We start from the raw sequence: 13,471 nt of genomic DNA, 5'->3' as shown, positions 1-13,471 counted from the left end.
CTGGTGTCTGTGCCAGCGGGGGCGCTGGTAAAGCGTCTGGGGTATCAAAAGGGCATAGTGGTGGGGCTGCTTACTGCCGCCCTTGGCTGTGGTCTGTTTTATCCCGCGGCGGTGTCGGCTACTTATGGGGTGTTTTTGGGGGCACTCTTTGTACTTGCCAGCGGCATTACCGTGCTGCAGGTGGCGGCCAATCCCTATGTGACAGCCCTTGGTCCGGTGAAAACCGCTTCAAGCCGTTTGACCCTGACTCAGGCCTTCAACTCGCTGGGTACCACCATAGCGCCTGCGTTTGGCTCGGTGCTGATTTTGTCGGTGGCGGCGGGCGCATCCGCCGAGGCAGAGGCCGAAGCGGTGAAACTGCCTTATTTGATGCTGTGCGGCGCGCTGGTGGTATTGGCGATAGTGTTTGCACTGCTGAAATTGCCCCATATTCAGGGCCAGGAAGATGACACCCTTTCAGGTGACGATGCCATTAAGCCGGTATCAGCCCTCAGTCATCGTCATCTGGTGCTGGGTGCCATCGGCATTTTTGTGTACGTGGGCGGCGAAGTGGCCATTGGCAGTCTGCTGGTAAACTTCCTCGGTCAGGCCCATGTTGCGGCGATGGAAGAAGCCGAAGCGGCGCACTATATCGCCTTTTACTGGGGCGGTGCCATGGTGGGTCGCTTTATTGGTGCGGCAGTCATGCAAAAGGTGGCTGCCGGCAAGGTGCTGGGCTTCAACGCGGCCATGGCGGCACTGTTGGTGGTGGTGGCTGTGATGAGTGAAGGCGCTTTGGCCATGTGGGCGATTCTGGCTGTGGGGCTGTTTAACTCGATTATGTTCCCGACCATTTTCAGTCTGGCGCTGAAAAATTTGGGTGCCGCCACGGCTCAGGGCAGCGGTATTTTGTGTCTGGCCATTGTGGGCGGTGCCATAGTGCCACTGGCGCAGGGGCTGATTGCCGATGCGGCAGGACTGTCGGTGTCCTTCCTGCTGCCGGTGCTCTGTTATGTTTATATCCTCTATTACGGCTTCAAGGGCTCTGAAGTGAAAACGGCTTAAACAAGGCGAGAATAAGTCCTTGGACTAAAATCACGCATAAAAAGCGCACTCAGGTGCGCTTTTTCGTACTCCAAAGAAATTTGGCAGGCTTTTTTAGTTATTCAGGCCGTGCTTTCTTGCCTGTATCGCCAATAACTCCTATGATCTCGCGGTTTTTTCTTCTCTGGAATTGCCTCTATGCTCAAATCGCCTTTGTCTCCTTCTTCCACCGAGCTGGTACTCGGGATCCTCGATTTGGTGCTTAATGGCGGCTCGCCTCTGGACAGAGCCTATTCACGGCATTTCTCGGGCTTAAAACTCGCCAGCGAAGAGCAGGCGCGTATTGCCACAGTAACCGGCGACTTACTGCGTCGGTTGAACCTTTACTGCTATTTGGCAGATGTTGAGCCGGGTCGCATTGAGCGTGAAGGCTCGAGGCTTATCAATGCCTGGCACCTGTTTCATGATTTGCCAACGCCCAAGCTTCAATACTCACTGGCGGTGGATGAGAGCGGCTTTAATGAGCGGCTGAACCATGCCAGGACGCAGCAGGCGCTTTGGGATGGCTGCCCGGATTGGCTGGATAAACTGGGCGAGCGGGAGCTCGGCGATGCCTGGGCTGCAGAACGAGCAGCATTGAAAGCGGCGCCCAAACGCTTTCTTCGCACCAACTTGCTCAAATGCGATCGCGAAGCACTGGCGAATCGTCTTGCGGGTGAAGGGGTCAGCACAGAACCTGTAGATGGTGTTGAAAGTGCGCTTGAGGTTACCTCGGATTCAGCGCTGTTCCGGACCCAGTCCTTTGCCGATGGCTGGTTTGAGCAGCAGGATGCCGGTTCGCAAAAGGTGGCTGCAGCACTTGATGTTAAACCCGGCATGCGGGTTATTGATGCCTGTGCCGGCGCCGGAGGCAAGACTTTGCACCTTGCGGCCATGATGGCGGGTAAAGGCCGGCTGCTTGCTATGGACGTAGAGCAGTGGAAGCTTGATAACCTGAAAGAACGGGCACGCCGCGCGGCTGCACACAACGTGGAAACCCGTTTGATTGCAGGCTCCAAAACCATTAAACGTCTAAAGCTGTCAGCTGACAGGGTGCTGCTGGATGTGCCTTGCTCCGGCCTGGGGGTGCTCAAGCGCAACCCCGATGCCAAGTGGCGCGACACTGAAGAGCGCTTGCCGGTGCTGATGGAGTTGCAGGCTCACATTCTGGGCAGTTACAGCCGTATGGTTAAAGTGGGGGGGATACTGGTATATGCCACTTGCTCAATCATGCCCTGTGAAAACCGTGGTCAGGTCGATGCATTTCTTGCGGCCAATAACAATTTTCGCTTGCTGGATGATGAGAACATCACTCCTGCCAATTCAGGGTTTGATGGTTTCTATCTTGCCCGACTCGAGCGGATTGCTGAGTAAGCTTCGGTTTAGTTTTTCCCTGGGTTGATCTTCTCGTAATACATTTGTATACAGGATGTACAGGCTGGTTATGGAGTGACTTATGGGGCGGGCAGCAGAAGATCGCGGTTTTGAGGTTGTCGGCTATGGCAGCATTTTGGCCATGGTTCTCGAACACCGTCCATTGGCCGATGTGCTTTATGCGCTGACAGCATTGATCGAAGCCCAAACCGAGGGAACTGTTGCCTCGATTTTATTGCTCAGTGAAGATGGCAAGCGTCTGCTTACAGGGGCTGCGCCCAATTTACCGCCGGATTTTAACCGGATGGTTCATGGTGTCGAAATTGGCAAGGGGGTCGGTTCCTGTGGCACAGCGGCCTTTTTGGGTGAGCGTGTTGTTGTCAGTGATATAGCCTCTCACGAATATTGGTTACCTTATAATGCCTTGCCTTTGGCTGCAGGGCTCAAATCCTGTTGGTCAGAACCAATAAAATCGGTTACAGGCAAGGTAATTGGCACCTTTGCGCTTTATCATGACAGCGTAAAAAGCCCGACTCAGACTGAATTGAACTTTATCAGTCAGGCAGGGAAGCTCGCTGCCCTTGCTATTGAACGCAGTCGTGATCAACGCTATTTGAAATTGGTTGAGCATCTTTTCTCCAAGATGCCCATGGCGTTTGCCATAACTGATGAGCGAGACCAGATCATATACCGCAATCCTTGTTTCAGGAGCTGGTTTGGCAATTTTTGCCGGCATTTGGAGCAGGATCTGTTCGTTGATACCCCGCTGAAATTACGTGAATCACTCCATCATCGACTCGCCAGTGGCGAAAGTGTCAGCACTGAAATCCAAACCCGCTTCAACCAGGAAATTAAGCACCTTGATGTGCTGGTTACCCCCATTGCAGATCATCAGGCCGAAGGTAATATTTACGGATGGTTGATGAGCGATGTATCTGAGCGGAAGCGTGCTGCAGACCTTATCCGCTATCAGGCTAATTTTGATGCCCTGACCGGTCTTGCAAATCGGTTCCAGTTATTTGAACGATTGGAGCAGGCTTGTCTGAGCCATGAACATTTTTCCCTGATGTTGATGGATGTCGATAAATTTAAGCAGGTTAATGACAGTTTAGGCCACGATACCGGTGATGCCTTGCTGGAGTCTGTGGCTCGCCGGCTTGAAGCCTTGATACCTGCTGATGCATTGTTGGCCAGACTTGGTGGGGACGAATTTGCGCTGTATTTACCCGGCCGGTCTGAAGACGTGACCCATCATCTGGCAACTGAGCTGGTTGCAGCAATGGCCGAGCCTTTCGAGGTAAAAGGCTGTTTGTTGTACAGCGGCATCAGCCTGGGCATGATTGCTTATCCACGAGATGCCAGGCAGCTTGAGCAGTTGCTTTGTGGTGCTGATCAGGCCATGTATGCCGCCAAAGCCGCCGGAAGAAACACCTGGCAGGACTTCACCCCCAGAATGCAGCATGAAGCCAACAGGGAAGCTCTCCTTGCCGCCGCGCTGAAGGAGGCGGTATCACACCAGCAGCTGACACTGATGTTTCAGCCCATAGTCGATGCCAACAGTCACAAGATAATCGCAGCTGAAGCCTTATTAAGATGGCAGTTTAAAGGCGAGGCTGTATCACCCATGGAGTTTATTCCGCTGGCGGAAACCTCGGGTCTGATAGTCGACATCGGTCGCTGGGTGCGCGAGCAGTGTATGCAGCTTATCAAACGCCTGCACAGTGACGGCATCGATATTCAGATTTCGGTGAATGTGTCCAGTTTCGAGCTTTGGTCGAATACGCTACAGCAGTCTTTTCTTAAGGAGTTTTCTGCAAATCATTGGGCTGACGGCGATGCGGCCTCGAACTGTTTGATACTGGAAATCACCGAATCCCTGCTAATGGAGCAAAATGAGCAGCTATTGGCCACATTGTCAGCATTAAGGAAAAAAGGTGTGTCTATTGCTATCGATGATTTCGGTACAGGGTATTCCTCGTTGTCGTACCTTGCCAACTTTCCGGTTGACTGCATTAAGTTGGACAAGTCTTTTCTGGATACGCTCTACAGCAGTGACAAAGGACAGGCATTGACTAAGGCGATTATTCAAATGGGGAATGCGCTGGATCTGTTTATTGTTGCCGAAGGGGTCGAAACCGAAAAGCAGCTGGCATTCCTTACACAGCAACAAGTATCCAAAATACAGGGATACTATTTTTATCGTCCTATGGCTGAGGCCGATTTATTGGCACTGCTGCAGGCCAACAAATAGACTCAGTCAGTTCCGGAGCGTTCGCCATAAACCGTGGCCATAATCCGTCGCTGTCCACCTTGATCCCGGTGTTCCCCAAGATAAATGCCTTGCCAGGTTCCCAATGCCAATCTGCCTTGACTGACTGGTAACGTCAGACTGGTACCAAGCAAGCTGGACTTGATATGCGCCGGCATATCATCCGGACCTTCGTAGTCATGGCGATACCAGGGCTCGTTTTCCTTAACGGTACGATTAAAAAAGCTTTCAAAATCCTGGCGAACGGTGGGATCTGCATTTTCATTAATGGAGATTGATGCTGAAGTGTGCTGCAAAAGCAGGTGCAACAAGCCTACTTCCAGTTGCTTTAATTGTGGCAGTGCCGCTTCAATATCAGTGGTAATGAGATGAAATCCCCGGTTTTTGGGTGGCAGGATCAGCGTTTTTTGAAACCACATAGGTACCTCTTTGTTGAGTTGTCGCAGTGTAAGAAAGGCGCGCTGCGCTTGCAAGCTGCCAAGTACATTGCATTGGGGTAAAATGCCATTGCAGTTATCTAACGGAGAACATCATGGCCCGAGCCTGTGCACGCCATATATTGGTAAAAACCCGCGAAGAAGCGGAGAAACTTAAGGCCCGTATCGATAAGGGTGAAGATTTTGGCAAGTTGGCCAAACAATATTCTCTCTGTCCTTCAAAACGTCGCAGCGGTGACCTTGGCGAATTCGGCCCGGGACAAATGGTCAAAGCCTTCGATGATGTGGTGTTTAAAAAACCAGTCCTCGAAGTCCATGGTCCGGTGAAAACCCGCTTTGGATTTCACCTCATCCAGACGATTTACCGAAACTGATTTTGCTTCAGTCATCGGTTGCCGCCCCCGACTACTTTTTGCGACATTTTCAAGCGCTATGTTCGGCGCTCAGCAGATATCGCGATCTGTTGAACACTGATGAACTTGCGTTGCTTGGCTGCCCGCAGACGCTTGATATCAACGCTTTGCGATTATTGGTAAGACTGTTGGGGCGGCGGGGTAGTTATTTTCGAATCAGTTTGTTGAGTTATGCCGACATCGATGACCTTAAGCTCGCCATTGAAGAATTAACCCAGGCGGGTTTTGTCCGTTCAGCCCATGCCATTCAGTTTGATAACGCCGGCACCTGTGGCACTGAGCTTTCCCGCCTGCTGACAAAAGATGAGCTTTATAAGTCGCTTGCTATTGTCTCGCCGAGTAACTTACCCCGAAATAGTACCAAGGCAAATCTTGTTGAGTTTGCCGAACAGGGTTCGCTGTGGCCGGCTATCTGGAACCTCTTCGCCAACGACGTTATTTTTGTGAATGCCGACAAGTCTTTTGGCACACTTAAACTTTTGTATTTTGGAAACAGTTGGCAGGAGCCCAGTGAATTTGTTGTCACTGAACTTGGGCACAGAGAATACGAATCTTATCCGCTGGACGTTGCCCATCGCAGATTTGATAGCCGCGCGGATATAGATCTTGCACTCTTTTGCGCCGAGGTCACTGTCTTGCTTGAAGACAGGAAAAAACTGGATGTGGCCCGTCTTTATGAGCTTGAAAACCAAGTTCTTGCTTTGTCAGCAACACTTGTGGGTGATGTTAAATCTGTCAGCCTGAGGCGTATTGATAAACTGAGAACCCGGTTGGGACGGGAGTTTGAACGGCGAAATCTGCCGGAAGCCGCGCTCAGGCTCTATGCCGGCGTGTCTTTGCCTCCGGCAAGGGAGCGGACTATCCGTAGTCTGGAAGCGCTGCAAAGGTATCATGACGCTTTTCATCTGGCTCAACAAACCTTGGCAGCACCAAAGGATGATGAAGAGCATAGGGCCTGCTTGCGAATGCTGCCAAGGCTTGCCAAAAAAGTTGGTGCACAATGGCAGGCCGAACCTTACTGTGAGCCGCTATCGCAACACATTGTTCTTTCCAGGGTCCAAAGTGCTCAACGTTGAAGAGCTTGTTGCCAGCCACTTTCGTGAGTGCGGCGCACAGGTGTGGCATTTGGAGAATACCTTCAGTTGTGCGCTGTTCGGATTGGCCTTATGGGATGTGATTTTTATGCCGGTAAAGGGGGCATTTGATCATCCCTTTCAAACGGCTCCGGCTGATATGTACAGCCATGAATTTGTGACCGCCCGCCAGGATGCACTGACCCTCAGACTGCAGATGCTGGAACGCAATGACTTCAGCATGCTCGAACTGCATATGGTCAGCAAAACCGGTATCGCCAATGACTGGGTCAATTGGCAATTGTGGCAGCCTGAACTGTGGCAACAGGTAAAACCGCTTTTGGATGGTATGTGGCTTGCAAAGCTCATTCGTCACATGCTGGGCTCAATTAAAGAACGCCGGGCCGGATGGCCTGATTTAACCCTGATTAAGGACGGTAAGCTTCAGTTTGTTGAAGTGAAAGGACCCGGTGATCGCCTGGCACCACATCAAACTCAATGGCTGCGATGGCTGAGTGAGTCTGGAATGAGCGCGACAGTGCTATATGTTGATTGGTCGGTGGCGGACTGACACTGAGGCCGCGGCCATGGTTGTTGGCACAAAATATATTCAGCACCTGCAGTGCAGGTGCTGAAAGTTACAAGAGCTGCCTGTTTCAGCACATCCAGCATAAGTGCTGGCAACTGTACTCAACCGGATTGGAAGGCATCAGTTACTATCCAGCTCCAGTTGCAGCAGCAGCATTTCTTCGCCGCCAGTCACGGTTGTGAAGGGGCTGTGGCAGTGAGGACACAGTACACTGTGGCCCGCTGCCTCTCCCTGGTAGTGGCACTCATTGCATTGCAGAGTCAGTGGCTCAATTTCCATCTCCAGTGTGGCCAGTCTGCACATTCCTTCAAGTTTAAAGGTATCAAATGCAGTGGCGAGTAATGCGGGTTCCACGCCGCTCAGCGCGCCAATGGCGATTTTTATGCGAGTAATGGCATTGGCTCCTGCGGCAACAGCATGTTGCTCGCAGGTTTCCACCAATGCCTGCACAATGGAAAACTCATGCATCAGCAAATCCTTGGTAATAGCTCCCCGGCGGGTAAATCCAGATAACGACGGCTTCCCCACGGGGTGTTGAGGATGACTTTGCCCTGAGGTGCCTCACACACTTCGCCAATGATTGCAGCATGCTCGCAATGGCCAAAGCGCTTAAGTACTTCCAGAGCGCCGTCTGCCTGAGATTTTGGCAGGGCAACAACGAAGGTGCCTTCATTGGCCAGATCCATAGGCTCGAAGCCATATAGTTCACACAGCCCTCTGACTTCATCCGCCACCGGAACGTCACCTTCATTTACCTGAATATTCACATTGCTGGCAACAGCCCATTCATTGAGCACTGCGGATAATCCGCCCCGGGTTGCATCCCGCATGGCACGGATCTCAAATGGATGAATCAAAAGTTGCTCTACGGTGCCCCATAGAGTCGCGCAGTCGCTCTGTAAACCTGACTCCAACTCAAGTCCTTCACGCGCCATAAGAATGGCTGCGCCGTGCCGGCCAATGTCCCGCGATACCAGAATGGCATCTCCTGGTTGCAGCGCTTTGGCGGAAATGCCGGGACGTATAACACGTCCAACTCCTGTGGTATTGAGGAACAAACCATCGGCACAACCTTTGGGCACGACTTTGGTATCACCACAAACGATTTTGGCGCCACTCTTCTTCAACTCGGTCGCCATGCTTTGCACTATGGTTTTCAGACTGTCGAAGGGAAAACCCTCTTCAATAATTACCCCCAGGCTTAGGTATTGAGGCTCTGCTCCCACCATGGCAAGGTCATTTACAGTGCCGGCAATGGCGAGTTTTCCGATGTCTCCACCTGCGAAAAACAAGGGTGATACGGTAAAGGAGTCGGTGGTAAATGCCGTCTGACCGGTCAAATTAAGCAGTGCTGCATCTTCTTCACTGCGTAAAATGGCATTATCAAACGCTTCAAAAAAAAGGCCGCGGATTAGCTTATTCATCTCGAGGCCGCCACCCCCGTGGGAAAGCTGGATATATTTAGTCGACATTTGTGACTCCAGAAGAAACGCGGTTATTTGAGGCTGCATCCGGATTGCTGCCACCCTGGTAACGGTAATAGGCGTTACAGGCGCCTTCAGAACTCACCATGCAGCTGCCCAGTGGTGTTTGTGGGGTGCAGCCCCGTCCGAAAACCTTACAGTCCACTGGATTTGCCAGTCCCCGCAGAATATCGCCACATTGGCAGGCTTTATGATCGTCAAGTTCAATCACCGGCAGTCTGCCGGCGTAGACTTTCTCAGCGTCTCTGTGTGCAAACGCATCTTTAAGCTTTAGTGCCGAGTCGGGAATCGGCCCAAGGCCACGCCAGCGGAAGCTGTCCCGTACCTCGAGGTATTCGTCCACCAGCGCCTGTGCGGTGAGATTTCCCTGTTCTGAAACTGCACGACTGTATTGCACTTCGACCGTGGATTCGGCGCGGTTTTTCAGCTCAACCAGACGTAAAATGGATTCCATTACATCGACGGGTTCAAAGCCGCTGACAACGACAGGGGTATTATGGATTTTGGCTGCGCGGCGATATATCTTGGCCCCGCTGATAACACTGACATGAGCCGGACCGATAAAGGCATTGACCTTGGTTGCAGGTTCCGCCATTACCGCATCAATCGCCGGTGGTACCAGCACGTGGTTGATATGAAACAAAAGGTTATTTAGTCCCAAGGACTCGGCCTGTTGAATAAGCACGGCTGTCATCGGGGTGGAGGTTTCAAAGCCGATTGCAAAAAACACCACGCTCTTATCCGGGTTGTCACGGGCAATAGCAATGGCATCGAGCGGATCGTAAAGGGGCCGTACATCGGCTCCTTTGGAACGGGCAGTGGCGAGGCTACCATTTGAGCCGGGTACCCGGATCATGTCACCCAATGTCAGCAGGATCACATTGTCCATATTCGCCAGTGTGATGGCCTGATCAATGCGCTCTTTGGGCATAACACAAACCGGACAACCCGGGCCATGGATGAATTTAACGTTTTCGGGCATTAATCCCAGCAAGCCATACTTCATAATGGTGTGGGTATGACCACCACAAACTTCCATGATATACAGAGGCTCACTGAGCTTGGCTGCTTGTTCAGTGATTTGTTTTGCCAATGCCTTAATGGTGCTGGCATCACGAAAGCCGCTGTAGAGTGATTTCAGGGGTAGAGCAGGGGCATAGCTGGCTTCTTTGTTATCAGACATATTCATCACCATTTAACTTGCTGGCGATTTCTCGATAAAGCTTAAGGCTTTCCATTGCGTCTTCCTTATCAATTTTATTCATCGCAAAACCGATATGGATTAACACATAATCACCAATAGCTAAGTCATCGGGTAACAGATGACGGCTGACTTTACGCCTTACACCCAGGGTATCCACTGTTATGGCCTGTTCATCGGGGTGCAGTGCAACTATTTCAGACGGTACCGACAAACACATCAGCATTGCTCCTTATTGTGATGATTTTTAGAAGAAAAGCGTTCAGTGTGGTCATGGGCCAACCACTCGGCTACTGCCTGCATACCCGTCCCGTCTTTAATTGACAATTCGATAACCGGGCACTGTGGGTTTAATGCTGCCAATGATGACCGTGCCTCTTCGACTGAAAAGTCAAAGTAGGGCAGCAGATCGCACTTGGTGATGATGACCAAATCCGCGCGGCGGAACATGACCGGATACTTTGGAATTTTGTCATCGCCTTCAGGGACTGACAGTAAAACGATGTTTTTATGGGTACCCACATCGTAGCTTGCCGGACATACCAAATTGCCGACGTTCTCAACAAAGGCGATGCTGCCTTGGGGTTGGTTAAGTTTGTGGAGTGCCCCGTGAACCATAAATGCGTCCAGATGGCATGCACTGCCGGTTTGGATCTGAACAGCGGTAATGCCTTTGGCCAATAGCCTGTCGGCGTCTCTTGACGTCTCCAAGTCGCCTTCAATCACTCCGTATACCAGGTCGGTGTATTCGCGCAGGTATTCAAGCAGAGTCGTCTTGCCGCTACCTGGGCTACTCATCAGATTGTAAGCACTGATAGACAGGGATTCGAAGTGGCTGCGATTATGTGCAGCTTCGACATCATTCTTGTCGAGGATTTTATGAATGAGTGAAAGGGTTTTTGCATCATTCAATTGAGGGTTGGTATTAAGCTCATCATGGGAGTGCTTGTCATGATGAGCCGATTGCATACCAAAGCGAGGCAGAGAGCAGCCGCAGTCCTGGCACATGTAGGGTTCTCCGTGTTTAGGGGCAAACTCTGATGTAATGAGAGTGTGCTTCCTTAGTATTTCTGACAATTCTGATACGAACTGTTAACCCGGAGTTTGACCTGTGTCAGGGTTTGATGACCGTGGGGTCAGAATGGGATAGCTTTCATTTAAATCTGTGAGCTCCATACCAAAGTTGACCCAGTGCAATGCCACCGTCATTGACCGGTACCTGCCCCCACGGAAGTATTTGCCTGTTCAGATCTGTCAGCGCCTTGTGGGTTAAATCACTCAGGGTACGACTTTGAAACACACCACCGCTGAGCACAATGGGTACATCAGGCAAGCGACAGGCTGTGGCGACTACGGCTCGGGATATGGCATCAATGAACCCTGCTGCAAGTCGGTCACGGGTTAATTGGTTTTCTGTTGCAGACTCAGACTTTTCAGATTCAAATTTCCGATACAGGTCCTCCAGCAGCCCTGAACCATCCCAGCGGCTGTAGCTGTCTTCCTGGCTGTGGGTTATCTCTTTGAGTTCGAATTGCCAGGCTGACATTTCGGGATCTGATACTTCGGCTAATGGACGGGCGTTACGTGCCCGGGCACTTGCTGCTTCGAGCAGCATACCGGCCTGGCCTTCAAACTGAATGTGGTTACACAGACCAAGCAGGGATGCCGCAGCGTCGAATAGTCTTCCCATCGAAGAGCTTTTGAGACAATCAGGCCGGCTAACTACTTTAATATGGTTTGCCAGCGCCATATCACTGAGGTGACTCAGGCAGGGAAGTGCATGAAGTTCGGCAATGGACAATCGATTACGAAGTAATGCAATAACAACACGCCACGGCTCATGGCTTGCTTTATCCGCACCGGGTAGCGGGAAAGGCGCAAGGCCGCCGATGCGCTCAAAACCATTTGCTTGGCATAGCATCACTTCGCCACCCCAGAGAGAACCGTCGTCACCAAGCCCCGTGCCATCGAAGCTGAAACCCAGAACCGGCTCAGTACGATTGTTTACAGCCATTACCGATAAGACATGAGCAAAGTGATGTTGAACAGTGGTTAATTCTGCTGTGGCCTCTTGTTCCTGGCTTTTGCTTACTTCCCCTGATACAAGCTGCTGTTGAACGAACTCTCTTGCAAATCGACTGGGTGCATAATCCGGATGCTTATCGCAGATAAGTTTACGTGGCATGACATCATAGAGCCGTCTGAAGCTGTCTATTGTGCGGGTAAAATAGGTTTCGGCTTCAATGCTGAACAAATCACCAATATGGGGGCTTAAAAACAGGTTGTGTCCGAATCCGAATGCCAGAGTGTTTTTTTGTTGTGGACCCACCGCCATCATTTGATGATTCAGGGGAGTGGGGGTATGCAACGCCATGGGGGCATAGCCCCGCGCCATTCTGATAACCTGCAATTGCCCGGCGCACCACTGTACAACGCTGTCGTCACAGCCAGATACAATCGGGCGGTTGTGATCCAGAATATAGTCCACTACATCAGCCAGCTTGGTATGGATTTCGGCTGCGTCGATAATAATGGGCTCGCCACTTCGATTGGCACTGGTGGCGACCAAAGGGCAGTCGAGGTCATCAAGCAAAAGCGCATGTAACGGCGTGTATGGCAAAAACAGGCCAATACGGTCAATCCCGGGGGCGACTGAGTCAGCCAGCGGGGAGGTGAAGGCTGGCTTTTTCAGCACGACTATGGGGCGCTCCCGCGACTCCAGCAACTGCCATTCTGCCTCACATCCATCCGCGCAGCGCCGGGCCATATCGAGATCTTTAACCATCACCGCAAAAGGTTTCGCCGGGCGATGTTTACGTTCCCTCAGCTTAGCGACAGCATCCGGATTGGTGGCATCACACACCAGATGAAAGCCACCCAGGCCCTTAATGGCAAATATTGCGCCGTCCCGGAGTAACCGCACTGTGTCAGCCAGGCAACCTTGTGGATTGCGATTCAGTATTTCACCATTTGGACTCTTAAGCATTAACACCGGACCGCAGTTCGGGCAACTGACCGGCTGGGCATGATAGCGCCTGTCCAGGGGATTTTTATATTCGGACTCGCAATCGGGGCACATTTTAAAATGCGCCATTGATGTGTGTTTTCTGTCGTAGGGAAGTGCTTTTATCAGGGTGTAACGGGGGCCACAATTGGTGCAGTTGGTGAAGGGATAGTTAAAGTGTCTGTCATTGGGGTTACGGATATCAGCAAGGCAGTCCGGGCACATACTCTTATCGGGACTGACGACGACCTGAGCATCTCCTTGTGAGCGGCTTTCTTCAATCATAAATGCGTGTTCATCAAGATTGCTGCCATCGTCGGCAAACGAGTCAAAGCTATCAATACGGGCAAGGGGCGGGGGCGACTCTTTTAAGCGCAACAGGAATTGGTCAACCTGATGTTGCGATCCTTTAAGCCGGATAAATACACCATCAGCATCGTTACGGATAGTGCCTCCCAGCTGTAATTCGTGAGCCAGCCGAAAGACATGGGGGCGAAAACCAACGCCTTGAACTATCCCCGTAATGTGTAACGCGATGCTGATAGGCATTATCTGTACCCGATTG

The 13,471-nt window shown here is 51.5% G+C and carries 13 protein-coding genes; 6 read left to right on the top strand and 7 right to left on the bottom strand.

Going from position 1 to position 13,471, the window contains the following annotated elements:
* The 3 genes from ABYK60_RS11295 to ABYK60_RS11285 all read left to right on the top strand — a co-directional run.
* Nucleotides 1–1,044 (top strand): sugar MFS transporter (locus ABYK60_RS11295; RefSeq protein WP_372872126.1); only part of this gene is annotated, 1,044 nt, incomplete at its 5' end.
* A 177-nt stretch (nt 1,045–1,221) separates the two neighbouring features.
* On the top strand, nt 1,222–2,436 hold the full coding sequence (locus tag ABYK60_RS11290) for an RsmB/NOP family class I SAM-dependent RNA methyltransferase (RefSeq protein ID WP_372872125.1): 1,215 nt from the start codon (nt 1,222–1,224) through the stop codon (nt 2,434–2,436).
* A gap of 82 nt (nt 2,437–2,518) precedes the next feature.
* Entirely contained in the window at nt 2,519–4,687 is a 2,169-nt protein-coding gene (locus ABYK60_RS11285; RefSeq protein WP_372872124.1) for an EAL domain-containing protein, read from the top strand.
* Between the two features lie 2 nt (nt 4,688–4,689).
* Here the strand turns inward: ABYK60_RS11285 and ABYK60_RS11280 are convergent, their stop codons facing one another.
* The gene (locus ABYK60_RS11280; protein WP_372872123.1) at nt 4,690–5,124 is read right to left on the bottom strand and encodes a secondary thiamine-phosphate synthase enzyme YjbQ; all 435 of its coding nucleotides are present in this window, start codon (nt 5,122–5,124) and stop codon (nt 4,690–4,692) included.
* Nucleotides 5,125–5,237: 113 nt separating this feature from the next.
* On the opposite strand from ABYK60_RS11280, the gene ABYK60_RS11275 reads away from it, so the two are divergent.
* Genes ABYK60_RS11275 through ABYK60_RS11265 form a run of 3 tightly spaced genes read left to right on the top strand, consistent with a single transcriptional unit; the run spans nt 5,238 to nt 7,199 of the window.
* Nucleotides 5,238–5,516: a peptidylprolyl isomerase gene (locus ABYK60_RS11275; RefSeq protein ID WP_126166831.1), complete on the top strand. Its 279-nt coding sequence runs from the start codon at nt 5,238–5,240 to the stop codon at nt 5,514–5,516.
* Between the two features lie 2 nt (nt 5,517–5,518).
* Entirely contained in the window at nt 5,519–6,631 is a 1,113-nt protein-coding gene (locus ABYK60_RS11270) for a hypothetical protein (protein WP_372872122.1), read from the top strand.
* Nucleotides 6,618–7,199 (top strand): VRR-NUC domain-containing protein, encoded by a 582-nt coding sequence (locus tag ABYK60_RS11265; RefSeq protein ID WP_372872121.1) that lies wholly within the window; start codon nt 6,618–6,620, stop codon nt 7,197–7,199. Before ABYK60_RS11270 ends, ABYK60_RS11265 begins: the two co-directional genes overlap by 14 nt.
* A 138-nt stretch (nt 7,200–7,337) precedes the next feature.
* On the opposite strand, the gene hypA is transcribed toward ABYK60_RS11265, so the two are convergent.
* The 6 genes from hypA to hypF all read right to left on the bottom strand — a co-directional run bounded on the left by hypA (nt 7,338) and on the right by hypF (nt 13,455).
* The gene (gene hypA / locus ABYK60_RS11260; RefSeq protein WP_372872120.1) at nt 7,338–7,685 is read right to left on the bottom strand and encodes a hydrogenase maturation nickel metallochaperone HypA; all 348 of its coding nucleotides are present in this window, start codon (nt 7,683–7,685) and stop codon (nt 7,338–7,340) included.
* Nucleotides 7,685–8,689 (bottom strand): hydrogenase expression/formation protein HypE, encoded by a 1,005-nt coding sequence (hypE, locus tag ABYK60_RS11255; protein ID WP_372872119.1) that lies wholly within the window; start codon nt 8,687–8,689, stop codon nt 7,685–7,687. The genes hypA and hypE overlap by 1 nt, the downstream gene beginning before the upstream one ends.
* Nucleotides 8,679–9,884, bottom strand: coding sequence for a hydrogenase formation protein HypD (gene hypD / locus ABYK60_RS11250; protein ID WP_372872118.1), 1,206 nt, complete (start codon nt 9,882–9,884; stop codon nt 8,679–8,681). The genes hypE and hypD overlap by 11 nt, the downstream gene beginning before the upstream one ends.
* The gene (locus tag ABYK60_RS11245) at nt 9,877–10,122 is read right to left on the bottom strand and encodes a HypC/HybG/HupF family hydrogenase formation chaperone (RefSeq protein WP_372872117.1); all 246 of its coding nucleotides are present in this window, start codon (nt 10,120–10,122) and stop codon (nt 9,877–9,879) included. Before ABYK60_RS11245 ends, hypD begins: the two co-directional genes overlap by 8 nt.
* Entirely contained in the window at nt 10,122–10,910 is a 789-nt protein-coding gene (gene hypB / locus ABYK60_RS11240; RefSeq protein WP_372872116.1) for a hydrogenase nickel incorporation protein HypB, read from the bottom strand. The genes ABYK60_RS11245 and hypB overlap by 1 nt, the downstream gene beginning before the upstream one ends.
* Nucleotides 10,911–11,055: 145 nt before the next feature.
* The gene (hypF, locus tag ABYK60_RS11235) at nt 11,056–13,455 is read right to left on the bottom strand and encodes a carbamoyltransferase HypF (RefSeq protein WP_372872115.1); all 2,400 of its coding nucleotides are present in this window, start codon (nt 13,453–13,455) and stop codon (nt 11,056–11,058) included.
* Nucleotides 13,456–13,471: the final 16 nt, after the last annotated feature.

Origin of the sequence: Shewanella sp., from assembly GCF_041630135.1 — a bacterium.
Classification (GTDB): Bacteria; Pseudomonadota; Gammaproteobacteria; order Enterobacterales; family Shewanellaceae; genus Shewanella.
Note: the sequence above shows the minus strand (reverse complement) of the source record. Positions and strands in the feature narration are given on the sequence as shown.

Bases quoted from the DNA above. Each gene is read 5' to 3' on its own strand.
- ABYK60_RS11290 (WP_372872125.1), top strand. From the start codon at position 1,222: ATGCTCAAATCGCCTTTGTCTCCTTCTTCCACCGAGCTGGTACTCGGG.
- ABYK60_RS11285 (WP_372872124.1), top strand. From the start codon at position 2,519: ATGGGGCGGGCAGCAGAAGATCGCGGTTTTGAGGTTGTCGGCTATGGC.
- ABYK60_RS11280 (WP_372872123.1), bottom strand. From the start codon at position 5,124: ATGTGGTTTCAAAAAACGCTGATCCTGCCACCCAAAAACCGGGGATTT.
- ABYK60_RS11275 (WP_126166831.1), top strand. From the start codon at position 5,238: ATGGCCCGAGCCTGTGCACGCCATATATTGGTAAAAACCCGCGAAGAA.
- hypA (WP_372872120.1), bottom strand. From the start codon at position 7,685: ATGCATGAGTTTTCCATTGTGCAGGCATTGGTGGAAACCTGCGAGCAA.
- hypE (WP_372872119.1), bottom strand. From the start codon at position 8,689: ATGTCGACTAAATATATCCAGCTTTCCCACGGGGGTGGCGGCCTCGAG.
- hypD (WP_372872118.1), bottom strand. From the start codon at position 9,884: ATGTCTGATAACAAAGAAGCCAGCTATGCCCCTGCTCTACCCCTGAAA.
- ABYK60_RS11245 (WP_372872117.1), bottom strand. From the start codon at position 10,122: ATGTGTTTGTCGGTACCGTCTGAAATAGTTGCACTGCACCCCGATGAA.
- hypB (WP_372872116.1), bottom strand. From the start codon at position 10,910: ATGTGCCAGGACTGCGGCTGCTCTCTGCCTCGCTTTGGTATGCAATCG.
- hypF (WP_372872115.1), bottom strand. From the start codon at position 13,455: ATGCCTATCAGCATCGCGTTACACATTACGGGGATAGTTCAAGGCGTT.